The following is a 19,149-nucleotide window of genomic DNA, read 5'->3' on the forward strand; positions in this document are numbered from 1 at the left end:
CTAAGATAATTTATCCATTGTTAAAATTATAATACACCCGTTTCCTTTTCGTCAATGCGAAGCGCCCGAATCCACTTCTTTTGCATGTAGAAAAAAGATGTTCTTTTATTAATATTTTTGTATAATTTCATTGTTTCATTAGTTTTTCTTATAATTGAGAAGTGTTTTCATAATAGAAAGAGAAAGCACGATCCACTCGCTTTCAAGTGAACCGTGCTTTCTTTTATTTTTGCTTTTCTTTTTCCTTCTCGGACTCCTCCGCTTCACGCCGGATCTCGAAATAACCGCGCACAAACAGGATGACCGACACCAGTACCACGATCGCCGGTATCAGAATACCGAGCGTTAATGCCATACCGGAAACGGATCTCGCCGCGCAGATGATCGCAAATGCCGCAAAATAGAAACTACAGCAGATCGTTAAAGCCAAAGGGATCAGCACTTTCTTTAACTTCATACGTTCCTCCGGAATGTCTGTGCTATTTGCGGATCAGAAGGGACTCGCCTGTCATTTCTGCCGGCTTCTCCATTCCCATCATATCGATCATGGTCGGGATAATGTCCGCAAGACGTCCTTCTTCTTTTAACGTATATGCAGGATCTGCGTTGATCAGAATAAACGGAACCGGATTGGTCGTATGTGCGGTAAACGGAGCGCCTGTCTCGTAATCGATGAGCTGCTCTGCGTTTCCGTGGTCTGCGCATAAGAATGCCTGTCCGCCGACTTCTTTTAATGCTTCTACTGCTTTTCCAACACAGGTATCTACGGTTTCAACTGCCTTAATTGCAGCTTCCATGATTCCGGTATGGCCTACCATATCCGGGTTTGCGAAATTTACAATGATGACATCATACTTATCAGAACGGATCGCTGCACACAGTTTGTCGCATACTTCCGGTGCGCTCATTTCCGGCTGAAGATCATAGGTAGCAACCTTCGGGGATTTTACCAGAATACGGTCTTCGCCCTGATTCGGTTCTTCCACACCGCCGTTAAAGAAGAATGTAACGTGCGCATACTTCTCTGTCTCAGCGATTCTTGCCTGTGTCTTGCCATTCTTTGCAAGATATTCACCAAAGGTATTGGTCAGATGAACCTTCTTGAAAGCGATCTCTTTGTTCGGAATGGTCTCGTCATACTCGGTAAAGCAAACGAATTTTACATTCTTTCTTGCTCCACGGTCGAATCCGTCAAATTCATCCGCGCAGAATGCTCTTGTCATCTCTCTTGCGCGGTCCGGACGGAAGTTATAGAAAATAATGGAATCTCTGTCATTTACCGTTGCAACCGGTTTTCCGTCTTTTTCGATCACGGTCGGAACTACGAACTCATCAGTTACATCCTTTGCGTAGGAAGCATCCAGTGCTGCCAGTGCGTCTTCTGCCTTTTCTCCCTGGCCTTCCGCAACTGCGCGGTATGCTTTTTCCACACGATCCCAGCGGTTATCACGATCCATCGCATAGTAACGTCCCTCTAAGGAAGCGATCTCGCCAACACCGATCTCTTTCATTTTTGCCTGAAGTTCTTCTACATATCCCTTTGCGGAAGTCGGTGCTGTATCACGTCCGTCAAGGAAGCAGTGTACATATACTTTCTCAACGCCTTCTCTTTTTGCCATCTCAAGCAGACCATACAGGTGTGTATTGTGGCTGTGTACACCACCATCGGATAACAGTCCGAACAGATGAAGCGCAGAACCGTTTTTCTTTGCATTCTGCATGCCGTCTAACAGTGCTTCGTTCTTAAAGAAATCGCCATCTCCGATCTCTTTTGTGATTCTGGTCAGTTCCTGATATACGATTCTTCCTGCGCCCATGTTCATATGACCTACTTCAGAGTTTCCCATCTGGCCTTCCGGAAGTCCTACTGCAAGTCCGCTGGCATATCCCTTTACGAACGGATAGTCTTTCATGAGTTTGTCAATGACCGGTGTGTTCGCCTGTGCGACAGCATTTCCCTCTGTCTTGTCATTTAAGCCGAATCCGTCTAAGATCATCAATACGGTTGGTTTTTTGCTCATAATCTTTTTCCTCTTTTCTTTGATCGTTGTTTTATGGTTCTCCCGGCACATAATGTCCGGTACTGTTTAAACTACTTTTTGATTACCGCAAACATTATACACTATTGTCAAGGATTTCACAATATTTTATTCACAAAACCAAAGAGGATAACCGAGTTTCCCCGGTTATCCTCTTTTTTATTTTTTACATGACAGTAATTTTTCTTTATTTGTAGTTTACGATCTTACCAAAATCAGCCTTTAAGGAAGCTCCACCAACTAATCCGCCATCGATATCCGGTTTTGCGAATAATTCAGCTGCATTTCCTGCATTTACAGATCCGCCGTACTGGATACGAACTGCTTCTGCTGTTGCTTCGCCGTATACTTCTTTGATGCATGCACGGATTGCGCCGCAAACTTCTTCTGCCTGATCAGAAGTAGCAGTCTTTCCGGTTCCGATTGCCCAGATCGGCTCATATGCGATAACCATGGATGCAACCTGCTCTGCTGTAACGCCTGCAAGGTCAGATTTGATCTGCATACGGATCCAGTCTAAGGTAATGCCCATTTCTCTCTGCTCTAAAGATTCTCCACAGCAAAGGATCGGAGTAAGTCCGACTTCCAGCGCTTTCTTTACTTTCTTGTTGATCATGCAGTCACACTCTTTGAAGTAATCACGTCTCTCAGAATGTCCTAATACTACATATTTTACGCCAGCGTCAACTAACATTTCCGCAGAGATTTCTCCGGTGTAAGCACCTTTCTCTTCGAAATACATGTTTTCTGCACCAACTGCAACGTTTGTTCCTTTTACAGCTTCTACAACCGGAACAATGTCGATTGCAGGTACACAGTAAACAACGTCTACGTCATCGCTCTTTACTAATGGTTTTAATTCTTCTACTAATTTCACTGCCTGGCTTGGAGTCATGTTCATTTTCCAGTTGCCGGCTACAATTTTCTTTCTTGCCATTTTTGTTTCTCCTTAATACACTGAATATATTGTCAATAAGGCTGGAAGTTCTGCCTGCGCCTGCGGCTTGTCAATCACTAAGTGCTTCCGGCCTACTTATCGTTTGCTGCTGCAACACCCGGTAATTCCTTACCTTCCAGGAACTCTAAGGATGCACCACCACCTGTGGAGATGTGGCTCATCTTGTCACCGAATCCAAGCTGGTTTACTGCTGCTGCGGAGTCACCACCACCGATGATCGTAGTAGCGTCTGTATCAGCAAGTGCCTGAGCTACAGCGATGGTACCTTTTGCAAGGATCGGGTTCTCGAAGATTCCCATCGGTCCGTTCCATACAACAGTCTTTGCTGACTTAACAGCGTCTGCATATAATTCAGCAGTTTTCGGTCCGATATCAAATCCAGCCATGTCTGCCGGCATCTTATCTGCATCATATACTGCTACATCGATCTTTGCGTCGATCGGATCCGGGAATGCTGCTGCTACAACAGAATCTACCGGAAGAAGTAATTTCTTTCCAAGTTTTTCTGCTTTTTCCATCATTTCCTTGCAGTAATCGATCTTGGTATCATCTACTAAAGATTTTCCGATCTCATATCCTTTTGCTTTTAAGAATGTATAAGCCATACCACCACCGATGATCAGGGTATCGCATTTCTCAAGCAGGTTGGAGATAACGTTTAACTTATCTGCAACTTTTGCGCCACCGAGGATCGCAACGAACGGTCTGACCGGATTCTCTACTGCATTTCCAAGGAAATCGATCTCTTTCTGCATCAGGTAACCTACAACTGCAGTGTCAACTAAAGCTGCAACACCTACGTTAGAGCAGTGTGCTCTGTGTGCGGTACCGAATGCATCGTTTACGAATACATCACAGATAGAAGCAAGATCTTTGGAGAATGCTTCGCCGTTCTTTGTCTCTTCCGCTCTGAAACGTGTATTCTCAAGTAAGATCACTTCTCCGTCTTTCATTGCTTCAACAGCAGCCTTTGCGTTCGGGCCTACTACTTCCGGATCTGCTACGAATTTTACTTCCTGTCCTAATAATTCGGAAAGTCTTACTGCTACCGGAGCAAGTGTCTTTGTCTTTTTATCTTCTTCTGTTTTTACTTTTCCAAGATGGGAGCAAAGGATAACCTTTCCGCCGTCTGCGATCAGTTTCTTGATGGTCGGAAGTGCTGCAACCAGACGGTTTTCATCTGTGATCTTTCCATCCTTTAACGGAACGTTGAAATCACATCTGCAAAGAACTCTTTTTCCCTTTACATTGATATCATCTACTGATTTTTTGTTTAATGACATACTATGTCCTCCTTTTAACCTGACAGGCTCTGCCTGAAATTTTCTTTTTTACAGACAACAACGCAGGCTCCGGTCCCAAAAAGACCGGACCCTGCGTTGAGTCTTATCCGCATGAATGAATTCTCATTCCGCGACGTTATTCCGCAATTTGCAGATTGATTATGCTAATTCAGAGAAGTATTTGATTGTACGAACCATCTGAGATGTGTAGCTGTTCTCGTTGTCATACCAAGAAACAACCTGTACTTCGTATAAATCATCACCAACTTTAGAAACCATTGTCTGAGTAGCATCAAATAATGAGCCATATCTCATTCCAACGATATCAGAAGATACGATGAGGTCTTCGTTGTATCCGAAGGATTCGTTAGCTGCTGCTTTCATAGCTGCATTGATTGCGTCAACAGTTACATCTGCTTTCTTAACAACTGCTGTTAAGATTGTAGTAGAACCAGTCGGAACCGGAACACGCTGAGCAGATCCGATTAATTTTCCGTTTAATTCCGGAATAACAAGTCCGATTGCTTTTGCAGCACCGGTGCTGTTCGGAACGATGTTTACTGCTGCTGCTCTTGATCTTCTTAAATCGCCTTTTCTCTGCGGTCCGTCAAGAGTCATCTGATCACCAGTGTAAGCATGGATTGTTACCATGATACCAGACTGGATCGGAGCAAATTTATTTAATGCGTCAGCCATAGGTGCTAAGCAGTTTGTTGTACAAGAAGCTGCAGAAATGATAGTATCTGTTGCTTTCAGTGTCTCATGGTTTGTATTGTAAACGATGGTAGGAAGGTCATTTCCAGCCGGAGCTGAGATAACAACTTTACGAGCACCAGCATTGATGTGAGCCTGTGCTTTTTCTTTGCTTGTATAGAAGCCGGAGCACTCTAATACAACGTCTACTTTTAATTCTCCCCATGGGCAGTTGTTTGCATCCGGGAAAGCGTAGATCTTGATTTCTTTTCCATCAACAGTGATAGAATCTTCACCAGCAGATACCTTGTCTGCTAATTCATATTTACCCTGAGATGAATCATATTTTAATAAATGTGCTAACATCTTCGGGCTTGTTAAATCGTTGATTGCTACTACTTCGTATCCTTCTGCTCCAAACATCTGTCTGAATGCAAGACGACCGATACGGCCGAAACCATTAATTGCTACTCTTACTGCCATGTCTTAATTCCTCCTAAATTTTGATTAAGATTCTTTTTCTTTGGACTTGTCCGCCCAACTGCTATTATTCTAACTAATTTCACCGCAAAATTCAAGTGGGTTTCTACACTTTGTTAATTTTTTCACCATTTCTTTTCTTCCCAATTCGTATTCTAACAGATTTTACAAGTATTTATTCCATATTCCCTGTTTATTTTGACAAAATGTTAAAATAGTTGTTCCTTTTTCTGTATAATGTGTATAAGGAATTGTTTTTCCACAAATACAATTTCCTTTTTTTGTTGGAACAATCGTGCAAAAATTGCCTGTATCCGCTGTTTTTTCGGGATTCCTATTGAAATCCGCTTTCTTTTCTTTCTATAATAAGATTATCTGATACCTGTTATATGGACTACTAAGGAGGATACTCTATGCTTTGGGATACACATATGCACTGCGCTTTTTCCGGTGACAGTGACGCCGACCCGGAACTCATGATACAAAGCGCCATCGAGAAACAGTTGGACGGCATCTGCTTTACCGATCATCTGGATTACGACTACCCGGAAGAACCGGAACTTTTTCTTTTGGATTTTCCCGCCTACCAGGAACGCATTTTTTCCTTAAAAGAAAAATATAAAAAAAAGATCTCCGTTCTGTGGGGCATCGAGCTCGGACTTCAGCCGCATCTGGCAAAAAGGCTCTCCGATGTGACGGACGGATATCCTTTTGATTTTGTGATCGGTTCTTCCCATGTGGTACACGGAAAAGATCCCTATTACTTTTCCTTTTTCGATGGCAAGACAGAACAGGAAGCCTACACCGAATATTTTGTTTCCATTCTGGAGAATTTAGACGCGTTTACCGATTTTGACGTTTACGGCCACATTGATTACGTCGTCCGCTACGGTCCGAACCGCAACGCCGACTACACCTATGCGAAATACGCCGACGTGCTTGACGAGATCTTAAAAAAGCTGATCTTCCTCGGCAGAGGCATTGAGATCAACACCGGCGGTTTTAAATACGGGCTTGGCCACCCGAATCCTTCCGAGGAGATTTTAAGCCGCTACCATGAGCTTGGCGGCGAGATCTTGACGATCGGTGCGGACGCGCACCAGCCGGAGCATGTCGCGTATGATTTTAAGACGGTACCGGATCTGTTAAAAGCATGCGGTTTTTCCTATTATACCGTCTTCCAAAACCGGAAACCGGAATTTTATAAGCTCCCGTGATACAAAGATCAGGGCAGACCTGTTTCGTCTGTCCTGATCTTTTTCTTTCACCGCAGGGTCTTTTCGTACTCTTTATACGCAAGTGATTTTTCCCGGAGTTTTCTGACACATTCTTTCAAACATTCCACGGTATAGGCGATCTCTTCGGGTGTCGTATTCTTTCCGAGCGTAAGACGGAGCGATCCCGCCGCGATCTCCTCCGGCACTCCGATCGCTTTTAACACATGAGACACCGGTTTTTCTCCCGCGGAACAGGCGGATGCAGTAGATGCGCAGATTCCTTTCATATCAAGAAGAACTAACAGGTTTCCTCCCTCCACAAACTGAAAACAGAAGTTCGCGTTGTTGGGCAGCCGGTTCTCTCTCCCTCCGTTCAACCGTGTATACGGGATCTCACGCAGTACATTTTTTATCAGTTCATCCCGCAGTCTCGTCTCCCGCGCTATCCGGTACGGCATTTCGATCCGTGCAAGCTCCGATGCCTTCCCAAAGCCAACAATCCCCGGAACATTCTCGGTTCCCGCACGTTTTCCCCGTTCCTGTCCACCTCCGTCAATGTAGGATTTTAACGGCGTTCCCTCTCTGATATATAAGCATCCGACTCCTTTTGGCCCATAGAGTTTATGGCTGCTCGTGCTCAGCATATCAAGCGGTGTCTGCTGCACCGAGATCGGGATCTGCCCATACGCCTGCACCGCATCCGTATGGAACAGGATCCTTCTTGCTTTCGCGATCTTCGCGATCTCATCGATCGGCTGTATCGTTCCGATCTCATTGTTCGCGTACATGACAGAGATCAGGATCGTATTCGGCCGGATCGCCCGCTTTAATTCTTCTGTTCTTACTCTTCCCTCTTCATCCACATTCAGATAAGTGACCGAAAAGCCCTCCTCCTCGAGTGCCTTACAGCTGTTTAAAACCGCATGATGCTCTATCTTTGTCGTAATGATATGGTTTCCTCTTCTCCGGTACATCCTGGCAGCTGTTTTTAACGCCCAGTTGTCTGCCTCGCTTCCGCCCGACGTAAAATAAATTTCCTCCGGTTTTGCCCCGATCACATCCGCAGCCTGCCTGCGCGCATGTTCCACCGCCTCTTTGCTGATCTTGCCAAGATCATACAGTGTGGATGCGTTTCCGTATTTTCCAAATAAAAAAGGCTGCATTGCTTCCAGTACTTCCGGAGCGATCTGCGTGGTAGCCGCATGGTCCAGATATATCATTCCCGGCATTTGATTCCCTCCAATTTTGCCTTACATTTTGTTCTTTCTCTTTCTTGCGCCACATATATTAAAGAAAATCCGACCAGCTTTTTTCAAAGGAGGTCTTTTCTTGAAACACAGCCTGCCCCTTAAAAATTCACTTGTCGCAGGGACCCTGCTCCTTACCCTTGCAGGATCCCTAAGCAGGGTAATCGGTTTCTTCTATAGAATATTCCTGAGCCGTACGATTGGTGCGGAGGGAATCGGAATTTACCAGCTTATTTTTCCTCTTTTAGCGCTCTGTATCTCACTTACTTCTTCCGGTATCCAGACCGCAGTCTCTAAATTTACCGCGGAAAAATACGGCAGCGGGCGCACCGGCGAGGCATTTCTCTGCCTGTACGCAGGTTTTTTCCTTTCCATCGCCAGTTCCCTGTCTGCCTGCACTTTTTTATGCCGGTATGCCGATGCACTCGCCGCAGGCTATCTGGATGAACCACGCTGCGCGCCACTCATCCGGATCATGGCCTACTCGCTTCCTTTTTCCGCGGTTCACGCCTGCGCAAACGGTTACTACTATGGTATGAAAAAAGCCGCCGTCCCGGCCGTTTCCCAGCTGTTAGAACAGGTCGTGCGGGTAGCGTCCGTCTATGTCATCGCTCTGATCTATACCGAAAAGGGTGCCGCGCTCTCTGCCGATATCGCAGTCTGGGGCATTGTCTGCGGGGAGATCTTTTCCGCTCTTTTTTGCATCACAGTCCTGCCTTTCCAAAAGAAACAGGGGCATTTTATCGGAATGCTAAAAAACATTGCGCTTTTTTCGCTTCCGCTCACCGCAAACCGCGTCGCCCTAAATTTTTTCCAGAGCCTCGAAGCACTCATGATCCCGTCCAGGCTGCGTCTTTTTGGCTACACACAGTCTGAGGCGCTAAGCGTCTTTGGTATTTTGACCGGAATGGCGCTGCCCATGATCCTGTTTCCCAATGTCGTGACCAATTCCGTCTCCGTCATGCTGCTGCCCGCCATTTCCGAAGCGAGGGCAAAGCGCGATCATCTCCGCATCCAGAAGGCAATCAAAAAGACCATCGAATCCTGTATGATCCTTGGTCTTATGAGTACACTGTTTTTTCTGTTGTCCGGCCGCTTCATCGGCGAATATGTTTTCGGAAACACACTTGCGGGAACTTTTATCTGCACACTCAGCTGGATCTGCCCTTTTTTGTTTCTGTCCACCACGCTGACCAGCATCCTGCACGGCCTCGGCAGGCCTACCACTACTTTTTTGCTCAATCTGCTCAGCAGCGGTATCCGCATTCTCGGCATCTACGCGTTTATTCCCAAGTTCGGCATCCGCTCCTATCTGATGGCAATGCTGCTTTCCCAGCTGTTTCTTGCCGGCAGTGCCACGTTTTTGCTCGTCCGTTTCTGCAAAAAAAGCCGCCATGCTATGGTTCTGTCACCATAAACATGACGGCTTTTCATCTATCCGGCTTATACTCTGGATAAATATTCTCCGGTTCTGGTATCGATCTTGATCACGTCATCCTGCTCTACGAATAACGGTACGCTTACTGTTGCTCCTGTTTCTACAGTTGCCGGCTTTGTAGCACCTGTTGCGGTGTCTCCCTTGAAGCCCGGTTCTGTCTCTGTGATCTGTAATTCTACGAACAGAGGCGGTTCTACTGCAAATACGTTTCCATTGTGGGAGCATACTTTACACATTTCGTTTTCTTTTACGAATTTAAGTGCATCACCGATCGTGTTGGAATCAAGCGCTACCTGATCGTATGTCTCTACATCCATGAAGTAGTATAAATCTCCATCTTTGTATAAATACTGCATATCTTTTCTGTCAATACGCGCCTGCGGACATTTTTCGGTCGGGCGGAATGTCTTCTCCACTACACCACCGTTGATGATATTTTTTAACTTTGTGCGGACGAAAGCTGCACCTTTACCTGGTTTTACATGCTGAAATTCAATAATCTGATAAATGTTTCCTTCATATTCGATCGTAATTCCGTTTCTAAAATCTCCTGCTGAAATCATTCGATATTCCTCCTTAAATCTGTCTGGGAATGTCACCCACTCGTTTTATTCTATAATAAATAAGCCTACATTTCAACCTTTTTTTTACGGTTCTGCCTTATCTTTCCTCAATTTCATGGATCATAGCCACGCGCTTTTCGTGTCTGCCTCCCAGAAATTCCGCATCGAGATATGCTTTTACGATGTCTTTTGCTGTTTCTACTCCTACGATTCTTGCGCCAAACGCAATGATATTCGCGTTGTTGTGCTCCTTGACCAGATGCGCGGTCGTCACATCCGAGCACACCGCCGCACGCACGCCTTTTACCTTGTTGGCAGCGATGGAGATTCCAACACCGGTACCACAGATCAGTACGCCGCAGTCTGCCTCGCCTACCGCAACTGCTTTGCCGACCTTCTCGCCGTATACCGGATAGTCGCAGCTGTCATTGCTGTCCGTTCCGTAATTTACGACCTCATGTCCGAGCTCTTCCAGATATTTTTTGATCTCCTGTTTCATTTCTACTGCTGCATGATCATTTCCGATTGCGATTTTCATTTTCTTTCCTCCTGATTTTTCTTTACATAACGTTTATAAAAAAATAATACGATCTTTTCCAGATATCGTTTTAACACGATCTGTATTTCTTCTTTCGGATGGATCGGCTTTACCAGGATCGTCCGTATCCCGGCACGGTTCGCGCCATACACATCCGTAAAGATCTGATCCCCGACAAACAGCGTATTTTTCTCATCGGTTCCCATCTTTTCCATTGCCTTTTTGTAATTTCTGACCGACGGTTTTCCCGCCTTAAAAATATAATTCACCTGCACGTCATCATTAAACATTTTCACGCGCGGTTCCTTGTTGTTCGATAACAGGCAGCAGGTGTAACCAAGCTCTTTTAAATGCGCGAACAGCTTTTTTGCCCGTTCGTCTGCCCTTGCCCCATGCGGCACGAGCGTATTGTCGATATCAAAGATCAGTCCCCGATATCCTTCTGCATAGAGCTTATCAAAATCGATCACATATGTGGAATCCACATAGTCTCCCGGATAAAATTTCTGTAACATGACTTCCCCCGTTTTATGCTTTTATGATCGCCGATATCCGCTTAAAGGACGGCGTTCCTGCCACTTCGGAAAGTTCATACAGGATAGACTCATAGGTGGAAAATGTCACGCCCTCCATCTGCGCCCGCAGAAAAGCAGTCTGCTTGTCCGCCAGATCCCGTGCCGTGATACAGTCCGCAATAAGCACCGGCCGATAGCCCGCTTCTTTTAAGTCAAGTGCGGTCTGCAGCACACAGATATGTGCCTCCATGCCACAGATGATGATATTTTTGCAGTTCTCTGGCACGGCGTCGCGCACGGCTTTTTCTCCCCATGCGCTGAAACTCAGCTTGTCAAACTCCTCTGCTTCCCCGGCAGCTTCTTTTATTCTTTCGATATTGTCACCCAGTCCCTTTTTGTACTGTGTGGTCAGTATCCTTTTGACGCCGAGCACCTGCATGCCATGTAAGAGTTTTTCGGATTTTGCCAGAAATTTTTCCCGCTCCGCAACTGCAGGAACCAGTTTTTCCTGATAATCGATCACCATACATACGGATTCTTCCGGTCGGATTCTCATCGTTTTCCTCCTCAAAAAAAGGGCTATGCCTCGCACATAAGCCCCCTGTTTTTATTGAATTTCGAAATTTTCACTGGTGCGGATCTTCTCCCAGTCAATACCGGTATTGGTCACACTGCCGTTTCCAAGATTCTCCCCCACGAAAAACTGATACTGCTGAAGCACCTGATCCCGTTTCATATCCGAGATCGCTTTTTCAACATCCAGGCTCATCAAATCACTGTCTGTTCCCTTCAGTTCGTATTCCGCCTTCGGATCATACTGCCCCGCATAGTCAAAAGACGTCTGTTTCTCTGCCTGTTTTGGCTTCGCGTAACTGCTTTCTGCTTCGGCACTCCGGCTCTGCTGCCCGTTTTCCTGTGCCGCATTCGCTGTGGATTCTGCCTGTAACGGCTCTAATCTTCGTATGGAGTTGTAATTATCAATATCAGTAATCGGATGTATTCCTGTTATATTCATTACCCACCAGCTCTTTTATCGTTTCGTATTTTTCTGCTACTTATCCAGGATCTTCTTCAACTCATTCATAAATGTATTGACATCTTTGAATTCCCGGTAAACGGAAGCAAACCGCACATAGGCGACTGCCTCTAAATCTTTTAATTTGTCCATCACGAGTTCCCCGATCACGGAAGTCTGGATCTCTTTTTCCTCGAGATTAAAGATCTCGGTCTCCACTTCATCCACCAGTTCATTGATCTGCTGGACGGGAACCGGACGCTTATGGCACGCGCGCAGAACTCCTGCCATAATCTTTGAACGGTCATACTGCTCTCTGCTGTTGTCCTTTTTTATGACCACAAGTGGAATCGTCTCCACCTTCTCATAGGTCGTAAATCGCTTCTTGCAGTCATCACACAGACGTCTGCGCCGGATCGACGTATTGTCGTCTGCCGGTCTCGAATCGATGACCCTGGTCTCGTCACTGCCGCAAAACGGACATTTCATGTCGTTTTCCTCCCACACGCGGACAGGATTTCCCTGTCACGGACTTACTGCTTCTAAGTATAACTTTCCGTGTGGCTCTTGTCAACTGATATCCGCCATTCCGCCGCATTTATAACTTGTGTTTCGCGTCATCCAGACAAACGTCCACAAGTATGATATCCCGCCCGATGCATTTGATATTTTTCCACGGGATAAAATACTCAAAATCCCGGAAAAACATACCAAACCATCTGCATGGCTGCGGTACGATCAATGCGCGGATACATCCTGTTTTCTCATCGATATCCAGATCACAGACATTGCCGAGAAAACAGCAGTCCGCCACATTGATCACATCTTTTTCCTGCAGTTCACAAAAACGCATTCCGCATCATCCCAAAACCGCTCTTTCTATTATCTTATGCAGTTACACGTTGAAACGGAATACAATAATATCTCCGTCTTTTACCACATACTCTTTTCCTTCCAGACGCACCAGCCCTTTTTCTTTTGCTGCTACCATGCTGCCACACGCCATCAGATCCTGATATGCGACCACTTCCGCGCGGATAAATCCACGCTCAAAGTCCGTATGGATCTTTCCTGCCGCCTGCGGCGCTTTTGTTCCGTTTTTGATCGTCCATGCTCTTGTCTCATCCTCTCCGGAGGTAAGGAAGCTGATCAGTCCGAGGAGTTTGTAGCTTGCGCGGATCAGTTTTTCCAGACCGGATTCTTTTAATCCGAGTTCTTCTAAGAACATTGCCTTCTCATCATCTTCCAGTTCTGCCATCTCCTGCTCGATCTGCGCACAGATCACAAAGACTTCGCTGTTTTCTTTTTCTGCCAGTTCTCTTACATTTTTTACATGCGGATTGGCTGCCCCGTCATCCGCCAGATCATCTTCCGATACGTTTGCGGCATAGATGACCGGTTTTGCGGTGAGAAGGTTGTAGGAACGATACCACTCGATCTCATCCTCATCTTCGGAAAGTTCAAAGGTCTTTGCCATGTTTCCTTCCTCAAGATGCGCCTTTAAAACCTCTAACAGTTTTAATTCTTTTGCGAGTGTCTTATCCATTCTCGCCTGCTTTGCCACTTTTGCGATACGACGCTCCAGGATCTCGACGTCGGAAAAGATCAGTTCCAGATTGATCGTCTCGATATCTCTTGCAGGATCTACGCTTCCGTCTACATGGACAACGTTGGTATCCTCGAAGCAGCGTACCACATGAACGATAGCATCTACTTCACGGATATTTGCGAGGAACTGGTTTCCAAGTCCCTCTCCCTTGCTGGCGCCTTTTACAAGACCCGCGATATCTACAAATTCGATCACTGCCGGTGTCACCTTTTTGGAGTGATACATCTCACCGAGTTTGGTCAGACGCTCGTCCGGAACGGTTACGACACCCACGTTCGGGTCGATCGTACAGAACGGGTAATTCGCCGATTCCGCGCCGGCTTTGGTCAGTGAGTTGAATAATGTACTTTTTCCTACATTTGGAAGTCCTACGATTCCTAATTTCATTTTATCTTTTACCTATCCGAAAATCCCTGTATTAAAAGTATTTTCGCCTTTCTATATTATTTTTCATCCATCAGTCTTTTGATTCGATCATGATAAGGATTCCTTTCTTTACCGTGATCCGCGCTGTCTCTTCTGTGATCTCATTGCTGACACCAAGGGAATTATCGCTCGTCATACAATATTCCTTCAACGGATATTTGAATCCCTCAAGCGTAACCCCTTCTGCCTGTGTCGTCAGCGGGAGAAGCGATACATAAGTTCCAAACTGGTCTGCTTTTTGCATCGTAAGTTGTTTGTCCACCAGCCGGATCCGGTTGGTCGGATCTACCAGCATGCATGGTATGTGATGCGCCAGTGGTTTACATAACAGTTGAATATTTCCTAACACATGATCGACCCGGTTTCCGGTTGCCCCAAGCACACAGATCTCATCCGGCGCAAGTGATATTGCAAGCCTTAACGCCAGCTCCGTATCGGTCTCATCCTTTTCCGGCTGAAACTCTAAAAACTGGATCCCGCTTTTTCCCCGGAAAAAGGAAAGGATCTCCGGCTTCGCGGAATCAAAATCCCCTACGATATGATGTGGCTGTATCCCGGCCCGGTAAAAAAATTCCATACCGGAATCCGCCGCAATCAGGCAGTCAAATTTTTCTTTTTTTATATAAGCAAGCGCAAAATCATCCTGAATGTTTCCGCCTGTCGCAATTAATATCTTCATTCTTACACTTCCCGCATTTTTTCCAGAAAACAGCTGACATTCTCACTGATGTCACCGTGAAATACCGCGCTGCCCGCAACGATGATATTCGCGCCCGCATCCATGACACGCTCGACATTTTCCAGATTGATGCCGCCATCCACTTCGATATCCGTCTTTAATCCTTTTTTATCGATCATCCGCTTTAAGTCGCGTACTTTATCCAGCGTATATGGGATAAATTTCTGTCCGCCAAATCCCGGATTGACCGTCATGATAAGAACCATATCAATGTTTGGCAGGACATATTCGATCGCACTGAGCGGTGTCGCCGGATTTAACGCTACTCCGCAGAGGATCCCCTTGTCCCGGATCGCCTGTATGGTCCGGTCAAGATGCGCGCAGCTCTCCGCATGCACGGTTATGAGATCGGCGCCGCATGCCACAAATTCATCGATATACCGGATCGGCTCATCGATCATCAGATGTACATCAAAGATACGGTCTGTCAGTCCACGGATCGATTTTATGATCGGAAATCCAAACGAGATACTCGGCACAAAGCTCCCATCCATAACATCGATATGCACATACTGTGCTCCGCACTCATCCAAAAGCCGGACCTGATCGCCCAGATTTGCGAAATCCGCAGATAAAATAGACGGTGATAAACAGTTCATAAACGTTCCTCCTGCCAAAAATCAATACTTTTTCTGGTCTTTTAATTCTTCATACAGTAATTTGTAATTCTCATAACGCACCGGATGGATCTTTCCCTCCGCCAATGCTTCTTTCACCCGGCAGTCCGGCTCACTGATATGGCTGCATCCCGCAAAACGGCAATACGGCGCAAGCGGGACAAATTCCGGATAACAGTCAGAGAGATCTTCTTTTTCAAATCCCGGAATGGACAGTGAACTGAAGCCCGGCGTGTCCATAATATAAGTCCCGGGCTCGACCGGAATGATCTCGGAATGTCTGGTCGTGTGCCTGCCTCGCTCAATCTTGCGGCTGATCGCCCCTGTCTCCATGGATGCCTCCGGCTGAAGCAGATTGATCAGTGATGACTTTCCGACACCGGAAGGTCCTGCAACCGCCGCTGTCTTTCCTCTCAGCTCTTCTCTTAAAAGATCGATCCCTTCTTCTTTTTTCGCACTGGTAAAAAGCACCCGGCTCCCGCAGCCCGCATAAATCTCTTTTAATTCTGCGAGCTGTTCTCCTGCTGCAAGATCCGCCTTGTTAAAACAGATCGTGACCGGAACGCCCTGATACCGCATCATGATCAAAAAGCGGTCCAGCAGATTAAAATTCGGCTTCGGACTGACTGCCGCGAATATCAGAAGCGCCAGGTCAATGTTTGACACCGCCGGACGGATCAGTTCATTTTTTCGCGGAAGTATCTTCTCCACATTTCCGATCTTTTCCTCTTCATTTAAGACCGCAATCTCCACATTATCGCCCACAAGCGGTTTGATCTTCTGATTTCGGAAAATTCCTTTTGCCTTACACTCATAAATTCCGGATTCCGCTACATGAACGTAGTAGAATCCGGAAATTCCTTTTACAATCTTTCCCTGCATATATTATCCTAGTTTATCTGTGTAAACGATACACTCTGTGTCTGATCGCTCTGGGTTCCGTTGTTTAAATTCCAGGTAATCTTCAGTGTACCGGAATCGCTGCCCGTAATACCGGTCTTTTCCAATGTATATGGGAAAGAACTGATATCCACAGACTGTGAAAACAGTGTATTTCCATTGGAATCGGTCAGCGTGATATCTGCGCTCACCACATAGGTGTCTCCGGAAGCGGAAGGCGCTGTGATCGTCGCCTTATAACCATAGGACGGCTCTCCCTTGCTGATCGCGATCGTAACCATCGTGCCAGAAGTGACACGCACACCCGGATCGATACTCTGTCCGACTACTTTTCCGGCCTCCTGGGTCGTATTATATTCTGTATTGACATTCACAGAACAGCCCATGGAATTTAAGGTACTCTTTGCCTGTTCCTCGGTCTGTCCGATCAGGTTCGGCATTTCCGTTCCTTCCGGTCCACGACTCAGGTAGATCGTTACCGTCTCCCCCTTCTGTGCGGATGTGCCTGCGGATGGCGCAGTCTCTACGACCTTGCCCTGCGCTACCGTATCGCTGTATTTATAGTCGGTGCTTACTTTAAATCCTTCTGCTTCCAGCTTTGATGTTGCATCATCGGAAGATTTTCCGCTGACATCCGGTACCGGAACGCTTCCTTTTCCGCTGCTGATCACAACCTTGACGGTCGTGTTCTTATCGACCTTTTCCCCTTTTTCCACATCCTGGGAAACGATCTCTCCTTCCGCGTAATCATCGGAAGACTGGGTTCCATTTTTAAAGATACCAAGTCCGACCTTGTTGAGCGCATCCTTGGCATCATCATAGGTCATACCTCTGACATCGATCATGGTTACCTTATCCGCGTCATCTTCTTCGGATTCGCTGTCACTTTCTGTCTGAACCTGTGTCTGCGTCTCTGTCTGTGTGTCCGCCTTTTTGGAGGAACCGAATTTAAACAGTCCAAAGAAACTTCCCACCAGGTAAATGATGATAAAAACAATGATGATCGCAACGACGATCCCCATGATCGTGATCGCCTTTTCCATTTTCGGATTCAGGCCATTGCCGGCATTCTCATCCTCGTAGTCTTCATCCTCATAATCATCTTCGTATTCTCCGTCTTCATCGCCATCATATTCATCATAGCCGTCATCGTCATAGCCATCGTCGTCATACTCATCTTCATATGTATCGTCATAGTTATCCGCATATTCGTCTTCCTGCTTGCGCTTGATCTGATTTAATTCCTGCTCGGAGATCACTCTGGTCTTATCCTGATTCATCAACGGCACTACCGTGACGAAGTCTTCATTCGGATGAACCAGTGCCTTCTTCAGATCCTGGATCAGATCTCCGATATTCTGATATCGGCGGCTCGGGCTCTTCTGCGTACATTTTAAGATGATCTTTTCCAGACTGATCGGCAGATCCGGCGCGTAAGCACTCGGTGGAACCATTTCTTCCTGCAAATGCTGGATCGCTATGGATACTGTGGTATCCCCGTCAAACGGCACACGTCCGGTGACCATCTCATACATCACGATCCCGAGTGAGTAGATATCGCTCTTTCCATCGATAAATCCGTTTCTTGCCTGTTCCGGAGAGGAATAATGCACGGAGCCCATCACATCCGAATGGATCGTATTGCTTGTCGCTGCACGCGCGATTCCAAAATCCATGACCTTTACCTTTCCCTCGGTGGAGATCATGATATTCTGCGGTTTGATATCGCGGTGAACGATATTTTTATTATGTGCTGCTTCAATTCCCCTTCCGACCTGGATCGCAATGCTGACCGCCTCTTTAAATGTAAGGCGTCCCTTCTTCTCTATATAGGTCTTTAAGGTAATTCCCTCGATATATTCCATGACGATATAGTGCAGTCCGTCCTCGCTGCCGACATCATAAATATTTACGATATTCGGATGCTCCAGCCCTGCCGCAGACTGCGCCTCGGTATGAAATTTGCTTACAAATCCGACATCCTCGCTGAATTCCGGTTTTAAGACTTTTATGGCTACAAAACGTCCGAGGACATGATCTTTCGCTTTATAGACATCCGACATTCCGCCGGCACCGATTTTACTTATGACCTCATAACGGTCCGCAATAAACATTCCTTCTGTTAACATTTTTTCACCTCATCAGAAAACGGTTCTATTACTACAACCGTAATATTATCTTTCCCGCCGTTTCGATTGGCAGTCTCTACAAGTTTCTCGGCCTTCTCCGCGATGTCCCGCTGACCTTTTATGATATTTCTTATGGAATCATCTTCCACCATATTGGTAAGTCCGTCCGAACACATCAAAACAAAATCACCGTGTCTGACTTCCTCTTCAAAGAAATCGATCGCGACTTCCTCTCCGACGCCGATGGCACGGGTGATAATATTTTTGTCCGGATGATCCTTCGCCATTTCCGCATCGATCTCTCCCATACGAACCATTTCCTGAACATAGGAGTGATCTCTTGTGATCTGTCTGATCCCGTCATTTACGATATATAACCTGCTGTCGCCGACATTGGCAACCACAAGCCTGTTGTCACAAACAGCCAGAACCACCACAGTAGTTCCCATTCCTTTTCTTGTAATATCTTCGTTTGCACGCGCGAGCAGCATGGTGTTTGCCTGCTCTATGCCTTCTCTTATGATCTTTGCCGGATCGGTCTCCTTCGACTGCCCGACCACGGAAACGATCTGTTCTACCGTATATCTGGATGCATAGTCGCCGGCATTATGACCGCCCATTCCATCTGCCACAATAAAAAGGTTTGGTAAATTTCCGACTGGATTTTCAGACGTATAAAAATAATCCTGATTCGTATCTCTGAGCTGTCCGATATCCGATATGGAAAAAGTTTTCATTCTTAC

Annotated in this window: 21 protein-coding genes; 2 read left to right on the forward strand and 19 right to left on the reverse strand. The window is 46.2% G+C overall.

Annotated features, from left to right (window positions below; all coding sequences use genetic code 11):
- Positions 1–223: 223 nt before the first annotated feature.
- From H8Z76_RS00995 to gap, 5 genes are all read right to left on the reverse strand, one after another.
- Positions 224–457, reverse strand: a complete 234-nt coding sequence (locus tag H8Z76_RS00995; RefSeq protein WP_022515234.1) for a hypothetical protein — start codon at positions 455–457, stop codon at positions 224–226.
- A gap of 22 nt (positions 458–479) precedes the next feature.
- Complete coding sequence (gene gpmI, locus H8Z76_RS01000; protein WP_186981382.1) at positions 480–2,021, reverse strand: 2,3-bisphosphoglycerate-independent phosphoglycerate mutase; 1,542 nt, start codon at positions 2,019–2,021, stop codon at positions 480–482.
- Positions 2,022–2,226: 205 nt separating this feature from the next.
- Positions 2,227–2,976, reverse strand: a complete 750-nt coding sequence (gene tpiA / locus H8Z76_RS01005) for a triose-phosphate isomerase (RefSeq protein WP_186981383.1) — start codon at positions 2,974–2,976, stop codon at positions 2,227–2,229.
- Between the two features lie 92 nt (positions 2,977–3,068).
- A complete protein-coding gene (locus H8Z76_RS01010) occupies positions 3,069–4,280 on the reverse strand; it encodes a phosphoglycerate kinase (RefSeq protein WP_022515231.1) in 1,212 nt (403 codons plus the stop codon).
- Positions 4,281–4,439: 159 nt separating this feature from the next.
- Complete coding sequence (gene gap, locus H8Z76_RS01015) at positions 4,440–5,456, reverse strand: type I glyceraldehyde-3-phosphate dehydrogenase (protein ID WP_147617980.1); 1,017 nt, start codon at positions 5,454–5,456, stop codon at positions 4,440–4,442.
- Between the two features lie 410 nt (positions 5,457–5,866).
- Here gap and H8Z76_RS01020 point away from each other — a divergent pair, with 410 nt between their 5' ends.
- A complete protein-coding gene (locus tag H8Z76_RS01020; RefSeq protein ID WP_186981384.1) occupies positions 5,867–6,670 on the forward strand; it encodes a histidinol-phosphatase HisJ family protein in 804 nt (267 codons plus the stop codon).
- A gap of 47 nt (positions 6,671–6,717) precedes the next feature.
- Here the strand turns inward: H8Z76_RS01020 and nifS are convergent, their stop codons facing one another.
- Entirely contained in the window at positions 6,718–7,899 is a 1,182-nt protein-coding gene (nifS, locus tag H8Z76_RS01025) for a cysteine desulfurase NifS (RefSeq protein WP_147617978.1), read from the reverse strand.
- A gap of 100 nt (positions 7,900–7,999) precedes the next feature.
- Between nifS and H8Z76_RS01030 the strand changes: the two genes are divergently transcribed.
- Positions 8,000–9,334, forward strand: a complete 1,335-nt coding sequence (locus H8Z76_RS01030; RefSeq protein ID WP_186981385.1) for a putative polysaccharide biosynthesis protein — start codon at positions 8,000–8,002, stop codon at positions 9,332–9,334.
- Positions 9,335–9,360: 26 nt separating this feature from the next.
- Here the strand turns inward: H8Z76_RS01030 and efp are convergent, their stop codons facing one another.
- The 13 genes from efp to H8Z76_RS01095 all read right to left on the reverse strand — a co-directional run bounded on the left by efp (position 9,361) and on the right by H8Z76_RS01095 (position 19,143).
- On the reverse strand, positions 9,361–9,918 hold the full coding sequence (gene efp / locus H8Z76_RS01035) for an elongation factor P (RefSeq protein WP_022515226.1): 558 nt from the start codon (positions 9,916–9,918) through the stop codon (positions 9,361–9,363).
- A gap of 97 nt (positions 9,919–10,015) precedes the next feature.
- Positions 10,016–10,456: a ribose 5-phosphate isomerase B gene (gene rpiB, locus H8Z76_RS01040; protein WP_186981386.1), complete on the reverse strand. Its 441-nt coding sequence runs from the start codon at positions 10,454–10,456 to the stop codon at positions 10,016–10,018.
- Positions 10,453–10,971 carry a YqeG family HAD IIIA-type phosphatase gene (locus H8Z76_RS01045; RefSeq protein ID WP_022515224.1) on the reverse strand — a complete coding sequence of 173 codons (519 nt, stop codon included), beginning with the start codon at positions 10,969–10,971 and terminating at the stop codon, positions 10,453–10,455. The genes rpiB and H8Z76_RS01045 overlap by 4 nt, the downstream gene beginning before the upstream one ends.
- 13 nt (positions 10,972–10,984) lie before the next feature.
- Positions 10,985–11,527 carry an isochorismatase family protein gene (locus tag H8Z76_RS01050; protein ID WP_186981387.1) on the reverse strand — a complete coding sequence of 181 codons (543 nt, stop codon included), beginning with the start codon at positions 11,525–11,527 and terminating at the stop codon, positions 10,985–10,987.
- A gap of 51 nt (positions 11,528–11,578) precedes the next feature.
- Complete coding sequence (locus H8Z76_RS01055) at positions 11,579–11,986, reverse strand: hypothetical protein (RefSeq protein ID WP_022515222.1); 408 nt, start codon at positions 11,984–11,986, stop codon at positions 11,579–11,581.
- A 36-nt stretch (positions 11,987–12,022) separates the two neighbouring features.
- Positions 12,023–12,475: a transcriptional regulator NrdR gene (nrdR, locus tag H8Z76_RS01060; protein ID WP_147617975.1), complete on the reverse strand. Its 453-nt coding sequence runs from the start codon at positions 12,473–12,475 to the stop codon at positions 12,023–12,025.
- A 109-nt stretch (positions 12,476–12,584) separates the two neighbouring features.
- Positions 12,585–12,839, reverse strand: coding sequence for a YlmC/YmxH family sporulation protein (locus H8Z76_RS01065; protein WP_186981388.1), 255 nt, complete (start codon positions 12,837–12,839; stop codon positions 12,585–12,587).
- Between the two features lie 42 nt (positions 12,840–12,881).
- Positions 12,882–13,982, reverse strand: coding sequence for a redox-regulated ATPase YchF (gene ychF, locus H8Z76_RS01070; RefSeq protein WP_186981389.1), 1,101 nt, complete (start codon positions 13,980–13,982; stop codon positions 12,882–12,884).
- 70 nt (positions 13,983–14,052) lie between these two features.
- Positions 14,053–14,700 carry a thiamine diphosphokinase gene (locus tag H8Z76_RS01075; RefSeq protein WP_022515214.1) on the reverse strand — a complete coding sequence of 216 codons (648 nt, stop codon included), beginning with the start codon at positions 14,698–14,700 and terminating at the stop codon, positions 14,053–14,055.
- A gap of 2 nt (positions 14,701–14,702) precedes the next feature.
- The gene (gene rpe / locus H8Z76_RS01080; protein ID WP_022515213.1) at positions 14,703–15,359 is read right to left on the reverse strand and encodes a ribulose-phosphate 3-epimerase; all 657 of its coding nucleotides are present in this window, start codon (positions 15,357–15,359) and stop codon (positions 14,703–14,705) included.
- 21 nt (positions 15,360–15,380) lie between these two features.
- Positions 15,381–16,259, reverse strand: a complete 879-nt coding sequence (gene rsgA, locus H8Z76_RS01085; RefSeq protein WP_186981390.1) for a ribosome small subunit-dependent GTPase A — start codon at positions 16,257–16,259, stop codon at positions 15,381–15,383.
- A gap of 8 nt (positions 16,260–16,267) precedes the next feature.
- Positions 16,268–18,406, reverse strand: coding sequence for a Stk1 family PASTA domain-containing Ser/Thr kinase (pknB, locus tag H8Z76_RS01090; protein ID WP_186981391.1), 2,139 nt, complete (start codon positions 18,404–18,406; stop codon positions 16,268–16,270).
- Entirely contained in the window at positions 18,400–19,143 is a 744-nt protein-coding gene (locus tag H8Z76_RS01095; RefSeq protein ID WP_022515210.1) for a Stp1/IreP family PP2C-type Ser/Thr phosphatase, read from the reverse strand. Before H8Z76_RS01095 ends, pknB begins: the two co-directional genes overlap by 7 nt.
- Between the last annotated feature and the right edge of the window lie 6 nt (positions 19,144–19,149).

The sequence above is a fragment of the Roseburia yibonii genome, assembly GCF_014297335.1.
Classification (GTDB): domain Bacteria; phylum Bacillota; class Clostridia; order Lachnospirales; family Lachnospiraceae; genus Roseburia_D; species Roseburia_D yibonii.

What these genes read in the sequence shown, in the direction of transcription:
- H8Z76_RS00995 (WP_022515234.1), bottom strand. Translation starts at nt 457, where the DNA reads ATGAAGTTAAAGAAAGTGCTGATCCCTTTGGCTTTAACGATCTGCTGT.
- gpmI (WP_186981382.1), bottom strand. Translation starts at nt 2,021, where the DNA reads ATGAGCAAAAAACCAACCGTATTGATGATCTTAGACGGATTCGGCTTA.
- tpiA (WP_186981383.1), bottom strand. Translation starts at nt 2,976, where the DNA reads ATGGCAAGAAAGAAAATTGTAGCCGGCAACTGGAAAATGAACATGACT.
- H8Z76_RS01010 (WP_022515231.1), bottom strand. Translation starts at nt 4,280, where the DNA reads ATGTCATTAAACAAAAAATCAGTAGATGATATCAATGTAAAGGGAAAA.
- gap (WP_147617980.1), bottom strand. Translation starts at nt 5,456, where the DNA reads ATGGCAGTAAGAGTAGCAATTAATGGTTTCGGCCGTATCGGTCGTCTT.
- H8Z76_RS01020 (WP_186981384.1), top strand. Translation starts at nt 5,867, where the DNA reads ATGCTTTGGGATACACATATGCACTGCGCTTTTTCCGGTGACAGTGAC.
- nifS (WP_147617978.1), bottom strand. Translation starts at nt 7,899, where the DNA reads ATGCCGGGAATGATATATCTGGACCATGCGGCTACCACGCAGATCGCT.
- efp (WP_022515226.1), bottom strand. Translation starts at nt 9,918, where the DNA reads ATGATTTCAGCAGGAGATTTTAGAAACGGAATTACGATCGAATATGAA.
- rpiB (WP_186981386.1), bottom strand. Translation starts at nt 10,456, where the DNA reads ATGAAAATCGCAATCGGAAATGATCATGCAGCAGTAGAAATGAAACAG.
- H8Z76_RS01045 (WP_022515224.1), bottom strand. Translation starts at nt 10,971, where the DNA reads ATGTTACAGAAATTTTATCCGGGAGACTATGTGGATTCCACATATGTG.
- H8Z76_RS01050 (WP_186981387.1), bottom strand. Translation starts at nt 11,527, where the DNA reads ATGAGAATCCGACCGGAAGAATCCGTATGTATGGTGATCGATTATCAG.
- H8Z76_RS01055 (WP_022515222.1), bottom strand. Translation starts at nt 11,986, where the DNA reads ATGAATATAACAGGAATACATCCGATTACTGATATTGATAATTACAAC.
- nrdR (WP_147617975.1), bottom strand. Translation starts at nt 12,475, where the DNA reads ATGAAATGTCCGTTTTGCGGCAGTGACGAGACCAGGGTCATCGATTCG.
- H8Z76_RS01065 (WP_186981388.1), bottom strand. Translation starts at nt 12,839, where the DNA reads ATGCGTTTTTGTGAACTGCAGGAAAAAGATGTGATCAATGTGGCGGAC.
- ychF (WP_186981389.1), bottom strand. Translation starts at nt 13,982, where the DNA reads ATGAAATTAGGAATCGTAGGACTTCCAAATGTAGGAAAAAGTACATTA.
- H8Z76_RS01075 (WP_022515214.1), bottom strand. Translation starts at nt 14,700, where the DNA reads ATGAAGATATTAATTGCGACAGGCGGAAACATTCAGGATGATTTTGCG.
- rpe (WP_022515213.1), bottom strand. Translation starts at nt 15,359, where the DNA reads ATGAACTGTTTATCACCGTCTATTTTATCTGCGGATTTCGCAAATCTG.
- rsgA (WP_186981390.1), bottom strand. Translation starts at nt 16,259, where the DNA reads ATGCAGGGAAAGATTGTAAAAGGAATTTCCGGATTCTACTACGTTCAT.
- pknB (WP_186981391.1), bottom strand. Translation starts at nt 18,406, where the DNA reads ATGTTAACAGAAGGAATGTTTATTGCGGACCGTTATGAGGTCATAAGT.
- H8Z76_RS01095 (WP_022515210.1), bottom strand. Translation starts at nt 19,143, where the DNA reads ATGAAAACTTTTTCCATATCGGATATCGGACAGCTCAGAGATACGAAT.